The following is a 19,177-nucleotide window of genomic DNA, read 5'->3' on the forward strand; positions in this document are numbered from 1 at the left end:
TCTTTAGATTTGTGGTGCTTTAAAATAAAAACACATGAGATACACAAACATTGCATTACTTTTCATTGTAGGATTGCTAATAGCAAGTTGCGGTTCAAAAGAAACCAAAACAGAGATGAAACAAGCTGATATACCTAAAGACTGGTCAGATCCTCACTCCTATGCGAAACCTTTGGAAGCTGCTGTAAAACACCTTAACTGGATTGCTCAGGTAAGCTTCAAAACGAAAAAGATCAAAGCATCTGCAACATGGGATATTGAAAATAACAATGCCGACTCAATTGTTTTTGATACGAGAAACCTCGATATCCATAAGGTTTTGGTTGACGGAGCTGAAGAAGCAGATTACTACCTGGGAGAAAACAATCCTGTTTTGGGTCAGCCGCTCGTGATCAAACTTCCTGAAGGTGCAGAATGGGTTGCCATCAACTACAGCACGACAAAAGATGCTGAAGCACTTCAGTGGTTGAACGCACAACAAACCCACGATAAAAACAATCCATTCCTCTTTACGCAATCTCAGGCTATTTTGGCTCGTACATGGATTCCTTGCCAGGACAGTCCCGGAATTCGCTTCACTTACGAAGCCGAGGTGAAATCTCGTCCTGAGCTTCTCACGCTCATGAGTGCTGAGAATCCGGTTAAAAAGAATGCTGATGGCATTTACAAATTCAAAATGACTGAACCGATTCCATCATACCTCATGGCGATGGCAATTGGTGATATTGAATTCCAAAAAATCGGAGAACAAACTGGTGTTTATGCTGAGCCTGGAATGATTGAAGCATCAGCAAATGAGTTTGCCAATATGGATAGTATGCTCGTTGCTGCTGAAAAGCTCTACGGCAAATACCGCTGGGGACGTTACGATGTAATCGTTCTTCCTCCGTCATTCCCTTTTGGCGGCATGGAAAACCCTCGATTGACATTCTCTACTCCAACAATTATTGCCGGAGACCGCTCACTCACATCGCTTATCGCCCATGAACTTGCTCACAGCTGGAGTGGAAATCTCGTAACCAATGCAAACTGGAACGACTTCTGGTTGAACGAAGGCTTCACTGTTTACTTTGAGCGCAGAATCATGGAAGAGCTTTACGGCAAAGATTACGTAAACATGTTGCGTGAACTTGGCATGCAGGATCTCAAGAAAGAAGTTTCTGAACTACCGGCTCGCGATACATGGTTAAAATTAGATCTCGATGGTCGGAACCCTGATGATGGTATGACCAGCGTAGCATATGAGAAAGGAGCTTTCTTCCTGGAGAAAATAGAAGAGTTATACGGTCGCAAGGAGTTTGACAAATTCCTAAATACCTATTTTGACAAGTTTGCATTTGAAACAATGACGACTGAGAAGTTTGTCAGTTACCTCGACTCAAGTTTATTGAGTTCTGACACAGCCTTAAAAGCAAAACTCAGACTCAACGACTGGATCTACGGTCCCGGTATTCCTGATAATGCTCCGGAAGTTACCAGTGAACGTTTTCAACGTGTAGAATCGGCTCTTAAAGCCTGGAGTGATGGTGCTTTTGAAGCAAAAGAACTCAAGACTGCAGGTTGGACATCTCACGAGTGGTTGCACTTTTTGAGAAATTTACCTGATACGCTTTCTAACGAACAGATGACTGAATTAGATAAGTCATTTGGCTTTACGAAATCAGGAAACAGCGAAATTCTCGCTGCATGGTTTGAACACACGATCAAGCACAATTACAAGCCTGCTGATGATGCGCTTGAAAGCTTCCTCGTATCAGTGGGACGCAGAAAGTTCCTCGTTCCGCTATACTCGGCTCTGACCGAAGCAGATCCTTCTAAAAACAGGGCTACTGCAATTTATAAAAAGGCTCGTCCTAACTACCACAGCGTTTCTACAAACACGATTGATGAAATGTTAAACTATGAAAATGACGAAGAATAATTGAACAATCTTTGGGGTTGATGTTTTACAGCTAAAGAATATGCCTTTACTTTGGGATGTTTTTTTAGCTAGCTTATGACAAGAGAAACTGATACAAGAAAAAGAAACGAAATAGACTTTAGTAATAGCAAGGTTGCCTTCGCTCATAAAAGTGATGGTGATCTTGCTTTTTCTGTTTTTATATTCCGCCTGATGCAGTACAGCTGGGTTGTGAAACTCGCAACTAAACTGACAAATATTGCATTGAAGCTCAAACTCCCAATTTCAGGGATAGTCAAGCAAACTGTTTTCAGGCAATTTTGTGGTGGAGAATCGATCGAAGATTGTGAGAATAAAGCAATCGTTGATCTCGCCAAGGGAAACATCGGTGCCATCCTTGACTACTCTGTTGAAGGACTCAAAGATGAAGAGACTTTTGATCACACTGCTGAGGAGTTAATTCGCGTTATTGACAAAGCCAAGTCTTCACCTCACATTCCGGTTAGTTGCATGAAGATTACGGGAATCGCTCGTTTTGATTTACTCGAAAGAGTATCAGAAGGCGGTGAGCTTTCAAAAGAAGATAAAGAGGCTTTTGCACGTGTGGTTAGAAGAGTTGATAAGATATGCAAACGTGCAAACGAAAATAAAATCCCTATTTACATCGATGCAGAGGAAAGCTGGATTCAGCCAGCTATCGATCAACTCATAGCATCGATGATGCGCAAATACAACAAGGAGCAGGCGATTGTTTACACAACCTTCCAGATGTACAAACACTCTATGTTGCCTGTTATTGAAAGAATGATTGAAGAAGCTAAGCAAGAAGGCTTTGTTCTCGGGATTAAGTTTGTGCGGGGTGCATACATGGAAAAAGAACACAAACGCGCCAAAAAAATGGGATACCCCACTCCTATTCAGCCAGACAAAGAAAGTACTGATAGAGACTTTGACCGCGGTATCAAAATTGCTATTCGGAACCTCGATTACTTAGAGTTCAGTTGCGGTACACACAATGAATTGAGCTGCTACAAGCTTGTTGACTTGATGGATGACATGGATATTCCGCACGATCACCCATCAATCTATTTTGCTCAGCTCTACGGCATGAGTGATAACATCAGTTTTAACCTATCTAACGAAGGTTACAATGTTACCAAGTATTTGCCTTATGGTCCGGTTAAATCTACTATTCCTTATCTAACTCGCAGAGCTGAAGAGAATTCTGCCATTTCAGGACAAATGGGTAAAGAATTGCGCTTCTTATTAGCTGAGCGCAAGAGACGTAAAGAAGAGCAAAAGGCTAAAAACTAACTTTTTATTGACCGGAGAAGGTTTTATTTCATAAATTCGAAGCTACAAACGAACCTTTGAAATAAATCAGCTCTGTGAAAAAGTTATCCCTCTTATTGGCGATATTAGCTTTTATGCTACCCGGCCTCTCAAAAGCCACTCACCTCATTGGTGGAAACATGAGCTACGAAGACCTTGGCCCCTCCAGTACATTTCCCGGAAACAGAAATTATAGAATTCGTTTTCAGGCCTATATGGATTGTAATTCTGTAAACTGGCCAAATACTTTTCCTGAACCCAACATTGATATAGGTATTTACGAAGGCTCTATTAATGATTTCGATGTAGATTTTGTATCTACCGCTACAATGGATACTGTTAGTGTTGGTGTAGTAGACCCTAACTTACCTCCAGGTTGTAGTTTTTCAACCAGCAATTGTGTTGCACTTGTAGAGTATTCAACCATTGTATCATTAGCTCCTTCAAATGAAGGATACCATATTCTTTACGATCGCTGTTGCAGACCGGGAGGGATAGTCAATCTGGACAACTCTGGTGCACAAGCTCTGACTTACAAAGTATTCATTCCTTCAGATGGAAGTGGTAATCTTCTCCCAAATAGTTCGGCTGCATTTAATGACACTCTTGTCTCTTTTATCTGCGAGGGCGACACTACATTTATTCCCAATTCCGCAATTGATCCGGATGGTGATTCATTAGTTTATTCACTGGAACAACCATATGACGGAAATACAACAAATACGGCCCCCGGCCCTGCTTACAGCAGCCCAAATTTTGATCCGTATCCTAACCCTCCAAATCTAGTCACCTGGGGCCCCGGTTTTTCAACGAATCAAATATTTGGCAATACTGGTTTTCAATCTATTAATTCATCAACGGGAACAACTCAGTTTGGAGCGAATAACCCGGGGAATTATGCTGCAGCGGTTGAGATTAAAGAGTTTAGAAATGGTCAGTTGATTAGTGTAACACGTAGAGATATTCAGTTATTAGTTGTTCAATGTCCGCCAAACCCAAATCCTGCGCAGGACACTTCAAATCTAGACACAACAGCACTATCACCTGTTGAATACCAGGTTACTGCCGGAGATTCCTTCTGTATTGATTTGGATTATTTTGACCAGGAAGGTGATTCACTCTTCATGACAGCAACCGGCAATATTTTTGATCCAAACCTCGTGAGTCCGTCAGCTAATATTCTTGCACCATTGAATGGTGACAGCGCAATTACAACTCAATTGTGCTGGCAAACAACGTGTGCTCAGGGTAGAAATGCTCCTTATACTTTTAATGTTGCTGTTCGTGATAATGGCTGCCCGCCTAAAACTTTCACTCAGAATTACGCTATCGATGTTCAGCCATTTGAAATAAATCAGGAAATTCAAGGGCCTGATTTACTCTGTAGTGGTCAGAGCCAGGAAACGTATTCATTGCCCAGTATTCAGGGTGCTTCATACTCCTGGACAGTTAATGGTGGAAATATCGTATCTGGATCAGGTACTAATCAACTAGAAATTAACTGGACAGGCAACAATGGCTCAGTTCAAGCTACTGTCACAAGTAATAATGGCTGCGTTGTGAACAAATCTCTATCAGTTATTATTACTCAGGTATTTGCTAATGCCGGACAGGATACCAGTATTTGCTTTGGTGATACAACCTCTATTGGTGGTGGTTCTTTAGGCGTAGGCGAAACAGTAAGCTGGACACCTACTACAGGACTTTCAGATCCTAGTATACTATTTCCAAATGCATCACCGATTGGTACAACAGATTATGTTCTGCAAATAACTGATTCAAATTCCTGCTCTACAACTGATACGGTAACTGTCATCGTCAATCGACCAGATACACTCGACCTCAGTACGAATTACTTCTTATGCCCGGGAGATACACTGGAGTTAGATCCTGATGTACCGAGCTTTCAATGGACATCAAACTACTTTATATCAAATCAAACTTCAGTACCAACAAGGTTTTTCCCTCCCAACGACACTACTTATTATGTGGATTATATCGATACAAATGGGTGTGCTGCAACTGATTCAATCAATGTTGTTACACAACCTGAAGTTCCGACTAATGCCGGACCAGATAGAGCAATTTGTGTTGGTGATTCAATTCTTCTTGGAGCAAATCCCACTTCACCTCCTTTTACTGATTATGCGTGGAATCCTAATACAAGTATGAATGACAGCACATTGTCAAATCCATTGGTTTTCCCTACTAACTCTCAGGTTTACATTGTAAATACAACAAACGACACCTGTACCGGATCAGACACGGTAAATATTGTCGTTAACCCAAACCCTACTCTATCTACATCACCTGATACTTTTGCATGTGAAGGCGATACCACTCAAATTTTCGCTTTTGGTACGGGTGATTTTGTTTGGGATAATGGTGATCTTCTCAGCGACTCAACTTCAGCTTCACCATTTGTTTTGAATCCGACTGACACTTCTTTCGTGGTCACGCTCACTGATGCTAATGGATGTCAAGCTACAGACAGCGTGGGTGTTAGAGTTCAGGAATTACCTACGATCAATCCCGGATCTGACCGATATATTTGCAGAACAAGGGGCGCTATGCTTGGCGGTAATCCAACCGGACCTTTGGGATCTACCTATCAATGGTCTTCGGGTTCTGAAATTGAAAATGACACTTCAGCAAATCCGGTTGTGTTTCCTGACCAAACAACAGATTACTCGGTAATTGTCACTGATAGCCTTGGTTGTGCTGATTCAGCATCTGTGACTTTATCAGTAATGTCACTCTTTGGCGGTTTTGATACAATTGTTTGTAGAGGAGCTGAAGTTCCTATGACATTCAGTGTATCTGACGGAATTGAACCCTTGAACTACTCGATAAGCCCCTCACAAGACATAGAGTTCAATGAGGGAGACAGTATTGTTGCGCGAATTACTAATCCTCGCAATTACGAAATTAGAGTTACTGATAGCCTGGGATGTACTGATACAGCATCGGTTGAGGTACAAACATATCAGGAACCGGAGGCTGAATTTAACTACACCATAATTCCGGGTTGTGAACAACCTAAAATAGAGGTTGAAAACTTCAGTGCCAATACTGAAAATTCAACGTGGTTATTGAATGGGGAACCCTACACTACTGAGGAATTAAAGAGTCTCGATTTTGCTTACGGTTTGGAATTGGATTTAGTACTGATTGCTGAATCTCCAAACGGCTGTATTGACACAACCGCTGTAAATATCAGTCCAAAATATTTAGAAACATTATTGAACCTCAAAACACCAAATGTCATTACTCCCAACAGTGACGGAGTTAACGATTACTTTGAAGTAAAAAGTAATGGAAATGTTGTGAATTGTTTGAGTTTAAGAATTTACAACCGCTGGGGAGCTTTGATATTTGAGAATGAAGGCGGCTTTGCGAGCTGGAACGGTAAAAACTTCTCAGGTGAAGATGTAGCTGTTGGAACGTATTATTACATCCTCGAAATTCAGAATATCACCAAGAAAGGTTCTGTTACACTCTACCGATAAAAGACTTATTCAAAAGGATTGCTGAATTTTTCGTCCTCTACAAATGATGAATCATTTAATGTGTTGAGGAATGCGATTAAAGCCTCTTTCTCTTCATCTGTCAAGTTTAAAGAGCCATTTTCCCTATTACTTTTAAGCATAACAGGATCGATATTTGGGCTTTGTTGATTTACACTATCGCTGTAAAAATTAATTACCTGCTCAAGTGTTTGGAAACGACCATCATGCATATATGGTGCTGTAAAACCGATATTTCGTAAAGTCACAACTTTGAATTTTGCAACATCTCTTGGATTCCCGTTAACTCCTCCAAGTCCTGAATCCCTAACCGTACTTTGCAAACCGTTATTTCGAAACGAATTATCAGTAAAAGTAACGCCATTGTGACAATGGAAGCAATCTGCTCTTTCACTATTAAACAAATCCAATCCCAAACGTTCCTGATCTGTTAAAGTGGCTTCACCACGAAGGTATTTATCATACTTTGAATCAGCTGAGATCAATGTTTTTTCAAACTGGGCAATTGCTTTTACAACATGGGTTGAATCAAAATCCTGTACTCCAAATGCTCGCTCAAATAGCAATGGATACTCTTCATGGGCCTTGAGTTTTTGTATAGCTTGTGGCCACGGTAAGTTCATCTCAATAGGGTTTGACACCGGATCTAATGCCTGATGCTCGAGAGAAAAAGATCTACCATCCCAAAAAAACTCTCTTCGCCATGCAAGGTTGATTAGAGCCATAGCATTTCTTTTGCCAATTGCTCCAGGTGCCGCTCCGGGACTCACTCTCCTGGGATCAGAAAAACCTTTGGATTGATTGTGACAACTTGCACAACTCTGTCTATTTCCATCGCTTAATATAGGATCGTGAAAGAGCTTTTTACCTAAAGAAATTCCCTCAAGCGTGAGTGGGTTATCAGGGTTGCGGTAATAATCACCAAAACCCTGCGGAATCCTCAATTCGTGAGGTGTGGGATCTGGAATTTCATCCTTTACAGTTTTACCTTCAGGAAATTCAACGTCACGTTGACACCCAACGGATGCAAAAAATATTATCAGAATCCAACTCCACTTCATCATCTCACAATCACTTTTTCTGTTTTTACAGGATTTCCGTCACTATGAATTTTGAAAATATAAAGTCCGGATGGTAAACCCGTTAAGTCGATCATTTGTTTATCGAGTCTTTCGGTCAGAACCACTTTACCCACTACATCCAATACATCGAGGGTTAAACCGCGAGCACCTCCGGTTCTGACTGTCACCAAACCTTTGGTTGGATTTGGATAAATGCTGATATCGTTTTCTGTAAGTTCATCTGATCCGCTCAAAAACATATCAAATGACTTCGTCACTGAACATCCGGTAGAGTCGGTCACAGTAACCTGATAATTTCCCTGACTTAAGTTTTGAATCGCATCAGTTGTGTCACCGGTTGACCATTCATATTCAATATTTCCATTGCCTCCGCTTACCTGTAGTTGGATTGAGCCATCGCCAGCATTTGGAGCAGAAATCAGATTAACCTGTGAAGTGAGAACGATAGAATCAAACTGTGAAATCTCAATATTCACAACTTTCCCGTTACCATAGCGATCTACTCCGGTAACTGAATAATTTCCGGCACACATGCCTGATCGTACATTATTATCAGTTACAAGTCCATCATTCCAATAATATTCTATGGGAGCTACTGCGTAATGCAGATCGACAATTACTTCAGCACCGCAAGGTTCACAATTTGCCTGAGAAGATTCAAATGAAATATCAGTACAATCAAAGCGAAGCATTTCTTCTATAGCTCTTGTCAGGTTTAATTTTCCTTCTGTAGCTGAAGTCCCCTGAAGCAAAGAGAGTGTATCGGCTCCTTTCAAAATTGATTCGCGAACATACAATGCAATACTGTCTGGATTTTGCTTGTACAGATTGATCAGATCAGGACACATAGCACTGTACAACAATCCAATAGCTCCGGCAACTTGCGGTGCTGCCATAGACGTTCCTGTTGAATTAGAATATGAGTTTGAAGGAACAGTACTGTAAATGTCTGTACCCGGAGCTGCTATGTCAATGTGTGTTGTTCCGTATCCAGCACCCGCATTTTTTACTGCATCTTCAGTCAAATTAGTAACGGAAAGCAAATATGGACTTGAACAGGTTGTGGGCATATCTCCAAACTGATCGATATCAATATTACCATTAATCGTAGCCCCGGTACTCAAAACGCCCTCAGCACCAAGAGAATCGTAAAAATTACACCACAGCGGATATTGAGAAGCATCAGCAAAGTTGATTCCAAAACTAGAGTTTGCAGCAACTACAAAAGCTCCTTTTTGACCATCTGTTTCGTTGTAAAGTGCTCTCATCTCCAGGATATAACCATAAGCAGCAAGAACAACAGCTTCTGAACCGCTGGAACCTGCAATAGGCAACACTTCCATTCCCCATCCTACTCCGGTTACACCTTGATTGTTATCGCCTTTTGCTGCGGCAATTCCGGTAACATGAGTCCCGTGTTGTTGTGTCGGAATTACATTTGTATCGTTATATGCATTCCAACCATTCACATCATCGACATAACCGTTTTGGTCATCGTCAATATTGTTATTCGGAATTTCATTCGTGTTTTCAAAAAAAGATAAGTCCTGGTGATTCAAATCAAACCCATTATCAACAACAGCTATCACAATCTTTTCACCAGTGGAGGTAGTATCGCCTGTTGAATAATCCCAGGCAGTTGGAGCTGCCATATTTCCCAATCTGGTTTCATTCAATGCCCATTGAGCTGGATAATCCAGGTCGTTCGGAGTCTTATCGCGCAATTCCACATTTGTGTGGTTTGGCTGTACAGCAATTGTTCTTTGGTCAGAGCCAAATACACCGAGTAGTTTGTCGATATTAGCTAAATTGGTGTCGAAGTGAATGAGGTGCATATTCATTCGGCCAGATAGCTCTTTGCTTTTGTAAACCAACTGATTTCCAAACGCATTATTCATGTCGTGCGTAAACTCATCGATATTCACATCATTGTGAAATTGCACGATGAGTTGGTCAGTTGCGAATTGTGCTCTGACCATTACAGTCGTAAAAAGCACAAAAATTAATATCCCTACAATTCTTTTCATTGTATCTTATAAAACGTTGAAAAGCTAAATTTGTTAGTTTCGAAGATATTAAAGATTCATTTAACGCCCAGTACTAAATGTCACTAATTGTCTTAAAAGCATCAGCAGGATCGGGGAAAACGTTCCAATTAGCCAAGCGATTTTTGTATCTGGTTTTAACCGCTGAAAACGAAGATACTTTTAAATCAATTCTCGCTATAACCTTTACTAACAAAGCGGCTCAGGAGATGAAAGACCGCATTGTTTTCACGCTTCAGGAATTTGCAACCTCAAATGAATTAAAAGGCCGAGAAGCTGTTTTACTGGAACAACTAATTGAGGAAACAAACTTGAGTGAAAGCGAATTAAGATCGCGTTCAAAAAACGTCCTCTTTTCACTCCTCCACCATTACGGAGATTTTTCTGTGAGCACAATCGATAGTTTCACTCACAGACTCGTAAAGTCGTTCAGCTTTGATCTCAAAATTCCATCAAACTTCAAAGTTGAGTTGGATGTCAATTCATTACTTACAATGGCTGTCAATGAGCTACTTTTTGAGATTGGAAATAATGATAGGTTGCCCACTAAAATCCTTGAAGATTTTGTGGAAAAACAGGTTGATAACGAGAAATCATGGAACATTAACAACTTACTCGTTGAATTTGCCGAACCGCTTTTAAGAGACGACAATAACAGAGAAATTGCTGCATTAGAAGAAGTTGAGCTCGATGTATTCAAAAAACTAGCTGATAAACATCAAAAAGATTGCGAATCATTAGAAAAACAAATCAGTGAAATTGCTGATGAAGGTCTCTCTTATATTCACGATAACAATTTAGCGGAATATGTGAGCCGTGGTTCACTGATAATACGACTGACATCTTTCAAGGACTCAGACTTCGAAAAAATATCGAATGATGAACCGGATTTTTACAACAATCCTGATAAATGGTTTAAAAAAGATCTTGAAAAAAACTTCCCCGACTCCGATTCTATCAAAATAAAAGCTCACAGCTACATCGAATCCATAATTGAGCTTTACGAGAAGTACGTTTACAACAAAATCATCGCCAACGAAGTTTTCAGAACCGGAACTCTGAGCCTTGTAGGTGAGCATCTCGAGTTACTCAAAAAACAATTGAACACACTTCATATTTCAGACTTCAACAAAAGCATTGGAGATGTTGTACAGTCAGAGCCGGCACCATTTATCTACGAGCGTTTAGGAGAGCACTACCGTCATTACATGCTCGATGAATTCCAGGATACTTCAATCATTCAATGGCATAATTTAATTCCTCTGCTAGGTAATGCACTCAGCCAGGGTGGATCTTCACTAATTGTGGGAGATGCCAAACAAGCAATATACAGATTTAGAGGTGGTGAAGCCAGGCAATTTGTCGCTCTTCCAGAATTGTACAACCCTTATGCTGATCAGGTTATTGCAGGTTGGCAGGCACCTTTCTTAAATGTTGAAGATTCAAGTCCGCTCGATCACAACTTTAGATCGTGGCAAAACATAGTAAACTTCAACAATAAGTTCTTCAGCCGCGCAAAAGAAAAACTGTCTGATGATCAAAAAAAGATGTACGATGATGTTGAGCAAACTCCCTTTCACGATGAAGAAAAGGGGTTTGTTTCATTTACTCTTCACAAATATCACAAAGGGAATAAGATGGAGCTCAATAAAAATGAGTTCATAAGATGGGCAAAAGAAGAAAACGAAACTGCTGTAGTCGAATTAATTCAGGATCTGACCAAAAACGGGTTTTACAAGCCTTTTGAAATAATGATTCTAGTGAGGAATGGCAAGGAATCGAGCAAAATAGCTTCAATACTCAAAAAGCACAATATTGATGTGCATTCTGAAAAAAGTACGATTCTAGGTAATACTCCAGAGTTCAGATTAGCAATAAGCTTTTTTAACCTGCTCCTCTCTCCTACTGAAAAATATTACAAAGTTGAATTCCTTACCGCTGTAGATAATCTCAACTTACTAGATGATCCATTACCAAACTTCTTATCCAGGGATTTCCTATCTGTAGAATTGAATGATTTTTTTGCAAAATCGTTGGGAACACGAATCGTTGTAAATAGTCAAAAATCAATTGCCGAAAACTTTGAAGAACTGATTTCCAGTTTGACCGAAAATGAGAAAAATGCAGCCTTCTTATCCATTTCAGAGTTCATCCAGTCCTTTACCGATAAAAACGGCAACAACCTCACGAATTTCATCAATAAATTGGAAGTCAAAAAAGAACAAATTAACGTAGAAACTCAGCCTCATGAGAATGCAGTTCAAATAATGACCATGCACAAATCAAAAGGATTACAATCTGCAGTGGTTATTTGTCCTTATTTGGATGGAGATCTTAAAAAGATTGGAACAGAATGGGTACAAACAAAAGAATCTGAGCTGCCATTCATGCAAATCGATTTAAAAGGAAAACCCATAAAATTCACATCTTTCAGGGATTATCAAACACTAAAGGAAGAAGAGGAAATTGCCGATACTCTGAATCTACTCTACGTGGCATTTACCAGAGCTGAGGAACAACTTTACGGCTTTTCTGCAGAAACTACTGATGCTAAAACTGGCGGATTGATCCTCGACTACATTTCTGATTTTGCTAACACAGATAACAATGTCACGTTCACATATGGAAGTCCAGTCACAAACAGAATAGCTAAGACTAAGGAACAAATCAACACAATGGCTGATTCAGACTTTCATTTCTATGATCACAAAAAGGATTTGAAAGTGTCGAGGCCTAAAGTTCAGTATTCAAAGTCTGCTGAGAAAACAGCTTCACAACTTGGAGCTATCACCCACGAAATACTGGAAAAAACCAATGGTCAGATCCAGCTGAATGAATTACTCAATCAGGCTTGTGAAGTTCACAGATTGAGTGATTCAGAAAAAAGACAAATTGAAAGTTGGATCGAAAACGTTCTTCAATCTGATTATTCAGAAGCCATACTTTCAGCCAACTCACTTTCTGAACGCTCATTGTACGTTCCGTCAAGCAAATCAACATACAGGCCAGATAAAGTGGCTCTGACCGGTGAAAATACAGCCCAGGTATTCGATTTTAAAACCGGTGGAAGAACATTTGAGCATCAGGAACAACTCAATAATTACGCATCAGTGATGACTGAGATGGGACTGAAAATCGAAAAAACGGTATTGTGCTACTTAGATGAAAATGAATTCGTAGAACTGTAGTCAAAAAAAAGGCTCGCCTTAAGCGAGCCTTTGTATCAATTTTCAATTTGGAAAGATTATCCTCCAAAGTCGTCAAATGAAACGTTTTCTTCAGGGATTCCCCAGTCGTCACACATTTTGAGAACGGCCTGGTTCATCAATGGAGGTCCGCAGAAATAAACTTCTACTTCTTCCGGTTCATCATGGTTCTCGAAGTAATGTTCAATAACAGCTTCGTGAACAAAACCCAGGAATCCATCTCCTTCGTCATCTAGACTTTTCTTTTCTTTCCAGTTATCTTCTTCAAGTGGTTCTGAAAGAACTACATGGAAGCTAAAGTTTGGAAATTCCTTTTCTATTTGTCTGAAATCTTCAAGGTAGAAAAGCTCACGTTTTGAGCGTCCACCGTAGAAGAACGTCACTTTACGGTCTGTCTTTAAAGTGTGGAACAAGTGGAATAAGTGAGAACGCATAGGCGCCATTCCTGCACCACCACCAATGTAAAGCATTTCAGCATCAGTATCTTTGATAAAGAACTCACCGTAAGGTCCACTAATTGTTACTTTATCTCCCGGCTTACGCGTAAATACATAAGAAGAGCAAATTCCAGGATTAACATCCATCCAAGAATTCTTAGAACGATCCCATGGTGGAGTTGCAATACGGATATTCAGCTTAATAATATTTCCTTCTGCAGGGTGGTTTGCCATTGAGTATGCTCTGAAAATTTCTTCGTCATTTTTCATTTTCAGATCCCAAAGACCAAATCCGTCCCATTCCTTTTGGAATTTTTGAGGATCATCGTGCATCTCAGGGTGAGCGGTGATGTCCATATCCTTGAAATCAACTTCAATTTTAGGAACATCAATTTGAATATAACCACCGGCTTCAAAGTCGAGATTTTCACCTTCAGGTAGTTTTACAACAAACTCCTTAATAAATGAAGCCACATTGTAATTGGAAACCACTTCGCATTCCCATTTCTTGATACCGAAGATCTCTTCAGGAATTTCGATCTTCATGTTATCTTTAACCTTTACCTGACAGCCAAGTCTCCAGTCGTCCTGAACTTCTTTTCTGGTGAAATATGGTTTCTCAGTTGGTAGAATTTCACCTCCACCATCGTGAACCTGACACTTGCACATTGCACAAGTACCACCACCACCGCAGGCTGATGGTAAAAAGATTTGATTGTTACCAAGTGTTGACAACAAAGTGCCGCCAGCTTCAGTTTCTATAGTTTTTTCTCCGTTAATCTCAATTTTCACTGCACCAGATGGGCTCAGTTTTGCTTTAGCGAAAAGCAATACCGCGACCAATAACAAAATAAGCGCGAGGAAAATTACAATTGTAAGTAATACTGTTGTCGTCATGCCTTACTATCTATCTGTTAACAATTAAAGTTCAATTCCCATGAAACTCATGAAAGCAATTCCCATAAGTCCAGTGATGATAAATGTAATTCCGAGTCCGCGCAAAGGTGCAGGTACATCAGAATAACGAATTTTTTCGCGAATAGCAGCAATTGCAACAATTGCGAGGAACCAACCAACACCAGAACCCAATCCGAATGAAGTTGCCTCTGCTATTGAAGCGTATTGTCTTTCCTGCATAAAGAGAGAACCACCCAATATTGAACAGTTTACTGCGATGAGCGGAAGGAATATACCGAGTGCTCCATAAAGTGCCGGAGCAAACTTTTCAACGATCATCTCTACAAGCTGAACCATTGAAGCAATTACTGCAATGAACATGATGAAGCTCAAGAAACTCAAATCTACACTTGCAAAGTCATCACTTATCCAGGTTAGAGCTCCTTCTTTCAACACGTAATTTTCAAGAAGGTAATTGATAGGAACAGTAATACCGAGAACGAATATTACAGCAGCTCCCAGTCCGACTCCCGTGTTGACAGTTTTCGATACTGCCAGGTAAGAACACATACCCAAAAAGTATGCGAAAATCATATTATCAACGAAAATCGACTTGACAAATATGTTTACTAAATCTTGCATAACTCTCTATTAAAATAGTTTCTTAATCTTCGATCAATTTCGTGTTTTTAGAACGCTGTATCCAAATGATGATACCAACAGTTACAAGAGCCATTGGCGGTAAAATCATCATGTTGTTGTTCATGTAACCAAATTCATAAAAACCTTGCGGAATGATTTGCAACTGTCCTACTCCGGGGAAGCTAATAGCTCCTGAACCAAAGAATTCACGAACAACAGCCACAGCGATCAAAATCCAACCGTAACCGGCAGCGTTACCAACCGCATCGAGGATTGAAGGCCATGGTTTATTACCGAGAGCAAAAGCCTCTAAACGACCCATGATGATACAGTTTGTAATAATCAGACCCACAAATACCGAAAGTGCTTTACTGATATCGTAAACAAATGCTTTCAGGATTTGATCAACTAAAATTACAAGTGATGCAATTACTACGAGCTGAACAATAATTCTAATTCGGTTCGGAATAATGTTGCGCATCAATGAAATGATGAGGTTACCTCCTATCATTACAAAAACAACTGATAACGCCATGATGATAGCCTGTTGAACCTGTACGGTAATCGCAAGTGCTGAACAAATTCCCAAAACCTGAACAGTAATGGGGTTATCATCATCCAGTGGATCAGTTAATAACTTGCGGTTTTTCTTAGAGAATAATGGTTCTTTCTCTTCAACATTATCTTTTTCTGCTACTTCTTCTGCCATAGCTCCTAAGCTTTTTTCGTTTTGAAATAAGGAACGTAAGTTCCAATAGTCCTGTCGATCATCTCATCAACACCTTTAGAAGTGATAGTTCCACCGGTGATTCCGTCAACAGCATGCTTGTTTCCTTCAGCACCTGACTTGAGAACACCAACAGAAACAAATTTACCTTCCTGATTGAAAATCGTTTTACCCTCAAATTGTTCCTGGAAAGAAGACTGAGAAATTTCAGCTCCAAGTCCTGGAGTTTCACCTTTGTGGTCAAACGATGTTCCGTAAATTGTCTCCATATCACCTTCCAGTGCTATATAACCCCAAATCGGACCCCAAAGTCCGGTTCCGACCATTGGAATTACGTAATATGTCTCTCCGTCTTTTTCGCAAACGTACAATGGATAATGACGTTTCGATTGTGGCAGAGATTTATATTCTTTTCTCACATCAATTTTAAATGCTTCAGGTGCATCTTCCATGATTTCGCCTTCTGCATTGAAAACCTTTTGTTCCACAACGTGCTTGTCGAACAGACCTTTGGCCTTTGACCGGTCACCATCTGCTTTCATAGCACCAATTGTGGAAAGAATATTTTTCATTTTTTCCTGTTGAACATTGGCCTTTTGACGATCTTTAAGTCCCATTGCAGCAACTGCCAAAACAGTTCCAACAACTACAACCATTGCGATTGCAAAGCCAAATGTAAATACGTTACTGTCTTTATTTATTGCCATAACTCTAATTTATGCAGCTACAACCTGAGCTCTTTTTTGACGCTTTTTGATATTTGATTGAACTACGTAGTGATCGATCATTGGAGCCATCACATTCATGAATAAAATCGCGAGCATTACACCCTCAGGATAAGCAGGGTTGAAAACGCGAATCATGATAGCGAATAATCCACCCAAAAATCCGTAAATCCATTTACCCATACTTGTTTGTGCGGCTGATACGGGATCAGTCGCCATAAATACCATCCCGAACATAAATCCACCGATTAAAACATGGTGTAGAGGGTTCAATTCCATGAAGTCATTAACAGCAAAAGCGTTGAAAATACCGCCCATCACCAATCCTCCAACGAGGAAAGAGAACATGATTTTCCAACTACCAATTCCTGTAATCAACAAGATGGCTGCACCTATCAAAATAGCAAGTGCAGATGTTTCTCCAACTGAACCTGGAATCCAACCCATGAATGCGTTGAACAAACTGTAAGTTCCGTCAGCTCCAAATTTTGAAACAACTTCGGCATTTTGACCCATCGGCTGGCCAACTGTTGTGGCCAAATCACCTAGAGCTGTAGCTCCTGTAAATCCGTCTGCAACAGACTGTCCTGCTTCTGTACTTGTACTCACCCATACCTTGTCTCCAGACATTTTAGTTGGATATGCAAAGAAGAGGAATGCTCTCGCGGTCAGAGCCGGATTCAAAATATTCATTCCTGTACCGCCAAATACTTCCTTACCGATTACCACAGCAAAAATCGTAGCAACAGCTACCATCCACAATGGTACTTCAACCGGCATACATAGTGGTATCAGCATACCTGAAACGAGGAAGCCTTCCTGTATCGGGTGTCCTTTTGATGCTGCGAAGAGGAATTCAACTCCAAGTCCAACAGCATAAGAGACAATAACAAGCGGTAATACTTTGATCGCCCCAAAAAGAATTTTATCCCAAAAAGGAGCGCTGTCCATTCCAAGAGCAATGTAATGTTGGTGACCTGTGTTCCATATTCCAAAAAGCAAGGCCGGAATAAGCGCGATAACAACAGTAAACATTGTACGCTTAAGGTCTACTCCATCACGAATGTGAACACCTTTTTTGGTAGTTTGAGCAGGCGTAAATAGAAAGGTATAAGTACCATCCCAAATAGTATGAGCCAATGGCAACTTGCCATCTTTCTTAGGCTCCATTTTACGCATGAAATTTTCTAAAGCCTTCATATCCTATACGTTTATCCTAATTCTTCTTTTGCGACATCAAGCCCTTTTCTCACGATGTCCTGCAAATCTTGTTTTGATGTGCAAACATATTCGCAAAGAGCAAAATCTTCCGGTATAACTTCATAAATACCCAACAACTCCATCTGTTCTACATCTTCAACAATGATTGACTTAATAAGTTGTTGCGGCAAAATATCCATTGGCATCACCTTGTCGTACTGACCGGTAACCACAAATGCACGTTCTTCACCGTTGGTATTTGTATTTAAATCGTATCGCTTTCCTCCCTGCAACCAGCTGAAGAAAGTGCGCGACATACTGAACTTGTCAAAGTTTGGAGCGATCCAACCTAAAAATTGTGGAGAGTCTCCTTCAGGTAGAACACAAATAGAGTTGTGATAATGACCAATGTAGCCATCTTCCTCAATTGCATCACCAACGAGTGGGTTACCTGAAATGAAACGAAGATTTTCAGGAGATTCTGTAAGGTTGTCTTTAACCATATCTTTAATAGAAGCTCCCATCAACGTTTTGTAATAGCGTGGTTTTTCAACTCTGGAACCACCTAACGATACAACAATGCTCGCATCGTAAATTCCTTCGTTGAAATAACGACCGATTACCGCTACGCGTTGAGCATCTATAGTCCAAACGACATCACCTTTATTGATCGGATCAACTTTATTGATTTGAACGCCTACTAAACCTGAAGGATGGTCTCCTTCAAATTCATTGATTTGAACACCTTTAGCATTTCTAAATACTTCAGATGTTGTTTTGATTCGGTGGACGTTCAAATGAACTTTACCTTCTGTCAGTTTAGAAAGTACATCCAAACCTCTTTGAAAGTCTTTCTCTCTTCCGTGTAAGCAAAAATCCAAATCAGCACCCAGCGGAGCTGTGTCAAATGCAGATATATGAATCGACTTTGGTGTCTCTTCAGCATCAGCAATAACATCATAAGGACGTTGCTTGAGGAAAGGCCACAAACCGGCATTACTCATTGTTTCGATGACTTCTTCTCTAGAGCCATCTTTAGGATCTCCCTTTTCGTACTTCAATTCTTTGTCTGCAAGAATTTTAACTTCGAGCATTTTGCGTTTTGCACCGCGTTTAACTTCAACAATTTCTCCAGAAACTGGTGAAGCAAACTTGGCATGCTCGTTGTACTTGTCGTAAAGAATTGGAGTTCCGGCTTTAACTTCATCGCCTTCGCGATGAATTAACTTGGGAAATATGCCGTGGAAGTCGGTTGGCTTAATCGCATAAGTTTCAGGAGTTGCAGATTCGTAAACTTTGTCTGCTACACCTTCTAACTTAATGTCAAGCCCTTTGGTAACTTTATAAACCTTGGACATACTGTTTAAATTGATAAATTCGCCAAAATTGAAGGGCAAAAATAGCAATTTACTTTTCCCTTCAAACAGACCTAAATTTTACTTTACAGTACGATATCT

The 19,177-nt window shown here is 40.2% G+C and carries 12 protein-coding genes; 4 read left to right on the forward strand and 8 right to left on the reverse strand.

From position 1 onward, the window contains the following. Positions 1 to 34 precede the first annotated feature (34 nt). From F3059_RS04655 to F3059_RS04665, 3 genes are all read left to right on the forward strand, one after another. Positions 35 to 1,921: a M1 family metallopeptidase gene (locus F3059_RS04655; RefSeq protein ID WP_151166959.1), complete on the forward strand. Its 1,887-nt coding sequence runs from the start codon at positions 35 to 37 to the stop codon at positions 1,919 to 1,921. A gap of 75 nt (positions 1,922 to 1,996) precedes the next feature. Continuing rightward, the gene (locus tag F3059_RS04660; RefSeq protein WP_151166960.1) at positions 1,997 to 3,214 is read left to right on the forward strand and encodes a proline dehydrogenase family protein; all 1,218 of its coding nucleotides are present in this window, start codon (positions 1,997 to 1,999) and stop codon (positions 3,212 to 3,214) included. A 74-nt stretch (positions 3,215 to 3,288) separates the two neighbouring features. Then, positions 3,289 to 6,741 carry a T9SS type B sorting domain-containing protein gene (locus tag F3059_RS04665; protein ID WP_151166961.1) on the forward strand — a complete coding sequence of 1,151 codons (3,453 nt, stop codon included), beginning with the start codon at positions 3,289 to 3,291 and terminating at the stop codon, positions 6,739 to 6,741. Positions 6,742 to 6,746: 5 nt separating this feature from the next. Here F3059_RS04665 and F3059_RS04670 read toward each other — a convergent pair whose 3' ends face one another. Continuing rightward, entirely contained in the window at positions 6,747 to 7,823 is a 1,077-nt protein-coding gene (locus F3059_RS04670) for a cytochrome-c peroxidase (RefSeq protein ID WP_223274537.1), read from the reverse strand. Beyond that, positions 7,820 to 9,868, reverse strand: a complete 2,049-nt coding sequence (locus F3059_RS04675; protein ID WP_151166962.1) for a S8 family serine peptidase — start codon at positions 9,866 to 9,868, stop codon at positions 7,820 to 7,822. Before F3059_RS04675 ends, F3059_RS04670 begins: the two co-directional genes overlap by 4 nt. A 77-nt stretch (positions 9,869 to 9,945) precedes the next feature. Here F3059_RS04675 and F3059_RS04680 point away from each other — a divergent pair, with 77 nt between their 5' ends. Further along, positions 9,946 to 13,074: a UvrD-helicase domain-containing protein gene (locus tag F3059_RS04680; protein WP_151166963.1), complete on the forward strand. Its 3,129-nt coding sequence runs from the start codon at positions 9,946 to 9,948 to the stop codon at positions 13,072 to 13,074. A gap of 56 nt (positions 13,075 to 13,130) precedes the next feature. Here the strand turns inward: F3059_RS04680 and nqrF are convergent, their stop codons facing one another. The 6 genes from nqrF to F3059_RS04710 are packed head-to-tail and all read right to left on the reverse strand — an operon-like array spanning position 13,131 to position 19,078. After that, positions 13,131 to 14,426: an NADH:ubiquinone reductase (Na(+)-transporting) subunit F gene (gene nqrF, locus F3059_RS04685; protein ID WP_151166964.1), complete on the reverse strand. Its 1,296-nt coding sequence runs from the start codon at positions 14,424 to 14,426 to the stop codon at positions 13,131 to 13,133. A 24-nt stretch (positions 14,427 to 14,450) separates the two neighbouring features. Further along, positions 14,451 to 15,068: an NADH:ubiquinone reductase (Na(+)-transporting) subunit E gene (nqrE, locus tag F3059_RS04690; protein ID WP_151166965.1), complete on the reverse strand. Its 618-nt coding sequence runs from the start codon at positions 15,066 to 15,068 to the stop codon at positions 14,451 to 14,453. A 22-nt stretch (positions 15,069 to 15,090) separates the two neighbouring features. After that, the gene (locus F3059_RS04695; RefSeq protein ID WP_151166966.1) at positions 15,091 to 15,777 is read right to left on the reverse strand and encodes an NADH:ubiquinone reductase (Na(+)-transporting) subunit D; all 687 of its coding nucleotides are present in this window, start codon (positions 15,775 to 15,777) and stop codon (positions 15,091 to 15,093) included. A gap of 5 nt (positions 15,778 to 15,782) precedes the next feature. Next, positions 15,783 to 16,502, reverse strand: coding sequence for an NADH:ubiquinone reductase (Na(+)-transporting) subunit C (gene nqrC, locus F3059_RS04700; protein ID WP_223274538.1), 720 nt, complete (start codon positions 16,500 to 16,502; stop codon positions 15,783 to 15,785). A 9-nt stretch (positions 16,503 to 16,511) separates the two neighbouring features. Further along, positions 16,512 to 17,720, reverse strand: a complete 1,209-nt coding sequence (locus F3059_RS04705; protein WP_151166967.1) for an NADH:ubiquinone reductase (Na(+)-transporting) subunit B — start codon at positions 17,718 to 17,720, stop codon at positions 16,512 to 16,514. Positions 17,721 to 17,731: 11 nt separating this feature from the next. Then, the gene (locus F3059_RS04710; protein WP_151166969.1) at positions 17,732 to 19,078 is read right to left on the reverse strand and encodes a Na(+)-translocating NADH-quinone reductase subunit A; all 1,347 of its coding nucleotides are present in this window, start codon (positions 19,076 to 19,078) and stop codon (positions 17,732 to 17,734) included. Positions 19,079 to 19,177 lie beyond the last annotated feature (99 nt).

The organism is Salibacter halophilus, from assembly GCF_008806325.1.
GTDB classification, from domain to species: Bacteria; Bacteroidota; Bacteroidia; order Flavobacteriales_G; family Salibacteraceae; genus Salibacter; species Salibacter halophilus.